The sequence below is a fragment of the Micromonospora sp. genome (assembly GCF_048594385.1).
Lineage (GTDB): Bacteria > Actinomycetota > Actinomycetes > Mycobacteriales > Micromonosporaceae > Micromonospora > Micromonospora wenchangensis.
In genome coordinates this window covers 1-2,603 of record NZ_JBMDWU010000470.1, presented here as the reverse complement: position 1 = coordinate 2,603, position 2,603 = coordinate 1, and the positions used below count along the sequence as shown (strand labels likewise).

At 75.1% G+C, this 2,603-nt stretch carries 3 protein-coding genes and 1 pseudogene; 2 read left to right on the top strand and 2 right to left on the bottom strand.

The features are described from left to right. Window positions 1-75 precede the first annotated feature (75 nt). Window positions 76-768 carry a carbonic anhydrase gene (locus ACOJTC_RS25565; protein WP_420118801.1) on the bottom strand — a complete coding sequence of 231 codons (693 nt, stop codon included), beginning with the start codon at window positions 766-768 and terminating at the stop codon, window positions 76-78. 233 nt (window positions 769-1,001) lie between these two features. Here ACOJTC_RS25565 and ACOJTC_RS25560 point away from each other — a divergent pair, with 233 nt between their 5' ends. After that, on the top strand, window positions 1,002-1,328 hold the full coding sequence (locus ACOJTC_RS25560; protein WP_420118800.1) for a helix-turn-helix transcriptional regulator: 327 nt from the start codon (window positions 1,002-1,004) through the stop codon (window positions 1,326-1,328). A 63-nt stretch (window positions 1,329-1,391) separates the two neighbouring features. On the opposite strand, the gene ACOJTC_RS25555 is transcribed toward ACOJTC_RS25560, so the two are convergent. Continuing rightward, window positions 1,392-1,994, bottom strand: a complete 603-nt coding sequence (locus ACOJTC_RS25555) for a lipocalin family protein (RefSeq protein WP_420118799.1) — start codon at window positions 1,992-1,994, stop codon at window positions 1,392-1,394. A gap of 239 nt (window positions 1,995-2,233) precedes the next feature. Between ACOJTC_RS25555 and ACOJTC_RS25550 the strand changes: the two are divergent. Further along, window positions 2,234-2,603: pseudogene (locus ACOJTC_RS25550) on the top strand (hypothetical protein); the annotation flags it as partial.

Below are 2,603 nucleotides of genomic sequence, written 5' to 3'. Positions count from 1 at the left end.
GGTTGTTGTGTGGGGCCCCCCACTCCCTCCGGCCCCCGGCGGCCGCGGGCCGCCCTTCGTCGTGACCGGTGCGGGTCAGGAGGCGACGGGTTCCGGCGCGGCACCGGCCGGCACGGCCGGTGCGGGCACCACGGCGGCGGGCTCGGGCAGCGCGGCGGCGGGCTCGGGGGCCGGGGCGACCTGGTGGACCTCGCCGGCGGCGTGCCGGTAGGACATGCCGACCACCGCGCACCGACCGGCGGCCACCTCGGCGGCGCTCACCGGAGAGTTGCCGAGCAGCACCTCGACGGGCTGCGCGATGGGGATGTCGACGATCCCGTCGATGTCGTGCACCCCCTGCTGGGCCGCGCGGCGCAGGCTCGGCCCGACGGCGGCGACCACCGAGTAGAGGTGCCCCGGGGGCTGGGTGCCGGTGCGGGCCGTGTCCCGGGCCGCCTGCACCGCACCGCAGGAGTCGTGCCCGAGGACCACCACCAGCGGGGTGCCGAGCACCGTGACCGCGTACTCGACGCTGCCGAGCACCTCGGGCCCGGCGGTGTGGCCGGCGGTCCGGACCACGAACAGGTCGCCGAGACCCCGGTCGAAGATGATCTCGGCGGCGAGCCGGGAGTCGGAGCAGCCGACGATGACGGCGAAGGGATGCTGACCGTCGGCGACGGCGGTGCGGTGCCCGGCGTCCTGGTTGGGATGACGGGGCGCACCGGCGACGAACCGCCGGTTGCCGGCCTGCAACTCGGCCAACGCCTGGGTCGGAGTGATCGGGGCCATTGCCTCACCTCGGTCCGGAATCGCACCTGGTCACGCCGGCCGGCGGCGACGACGGCCGTGTCCCCACGGTCACACGCAGCTAAAGGTACGTCAAGATTTCGTGATACACGTTTCAGGCGTCGGTCGGCGCGGTGTCGACGGCGTGTCGGACCCAGGGCGCGTACCGCATCGGCGGGCGACCCCGGGACCCGTCGGGGCGGCCGACGACGGGTCTCCCAGGTACGGGCCATACCATGACCGGCATGGCGACAGACGGCACGGGGAGCACCCGGAACTGGACGTTCCTCACCAACCACGGCCATGTGCTGCTCGCCATCGCCCGCAACCCCACCGCCCGCCTCCGCGACGTCGCCGACGAGGTCGGGGTGACCGAACGGGCCGCCCAGGCGATCGTCGCCGACCTGGAGGCCGGCGGCTACCTGCGGCGTACCCGGGTCGGCCGGCGCAACGAGTACACGCTCAACCCGAGCGGCCATTTCCGGCACCCGGCCGAGGCCGACCGCCAGGTCGGCGCCCTGCTCGCCCTCTTCAGCCCCGACCCGGCCGACGCCGGGTCCTGAGCCGCCGGACCGGCACACGACGACGGCCCGCCCCGGCGGGGACGGGCCGTCGCGGATGGAGGGTCAGCAGAAGCTGCCGGCTCCGCCGCCACCGTCCTGCCGGGTGGTGCGGAAGTCGCACAGGTCGTAGCCGTTGGCGGTGAGCGCCGCCTTCGCCGCCGCCGTCTGCGCCCCGGTCAGCGCCGGCTCCCGGGAGAGGACGAAACCGGTGCTGCGGTCCGGGTCGCCGACGACCGCCCACCGGTAGTCGGGATCGAGCCCGATCACCACGTAGTTCGGCCCACCCAGGTAGATCCACCTACCGCCGAGCTTGAGGAAGGACACGGTCAACGCCGAGTCGGCCGGCGGGTTCTCGCTGCGGGCCCGCCCGGTGACCGCGCTGGTGGTGCCCACGATGGTGCGGCAGGTGTTGCGGACCCCGATGGTGCCGTCGGGCTGGACGTCGTACCGCGCCGTCACGTTCTTGTAGCACTGGATCTCGAAGATGGCCGGGATGGCGGCGACCTGGTACCAGTCGCCCGCGTAGCGCTCGACGTCGACGTCGGCCACCGGGGTGAGCGGTCCGGTGTCGACGGCGGTCGGCGCGGCCTGCGCGGGTGCGGCGGTGGCCAGCACCGCCGCCGCGGCGACCGCGACGGCCGCGACGACCTGACGGCGTACTCCCATGGTGTCTCCTCCGGTCTGTCGGTCCGGCGCGACGCAGCGTCACGCCGTCGGCGGAATTGCCCGGACCCACCGGCCGGAAACTGTCGGCATTCTCATTCTCGTCGATGCATCCAGGCGCAGGTCAATGGCCGTATCCCTGGTGGGAGCAGTCCGTCCACACGGCACACCGTGGCCCGACTCACTCCTCCGCTCGGGTCACCGCCGCTGCGCGTACGGCCGGTCGGGGATAGGTTGGACGGGTGATCCGCGTAGCCCCCACCCAGCCGGTCTGGGTGTCGAGGCTGCGCGACCTGACCCGGCTGGCGGTCACCGCGCTGGTGCTCGCCGCCGGCCTCGGCGGGTTCCTCGCCGTCACCGGCGGCCCGGTCGCCGTCACCGCCCGACCGTCCGTGGTGACCTCGCGGGTGGCGACACTGCCCGCCGACGCCCGGCCGACCGGCGATCGGGCCGACGCCCGACCCGGTGACGGGCGGCCCGACGACGGGTCGCTGCGACCCCAGCCGCCGACGCCCGCCGTCGAGAACGCCGCCCGGCCCGTCGCGCCGGCCGCCGGGGCGACGCCGGACCCGGTCCGGGACGCCACCGGCCGCCGCGGCCCGCCCCGGAGCT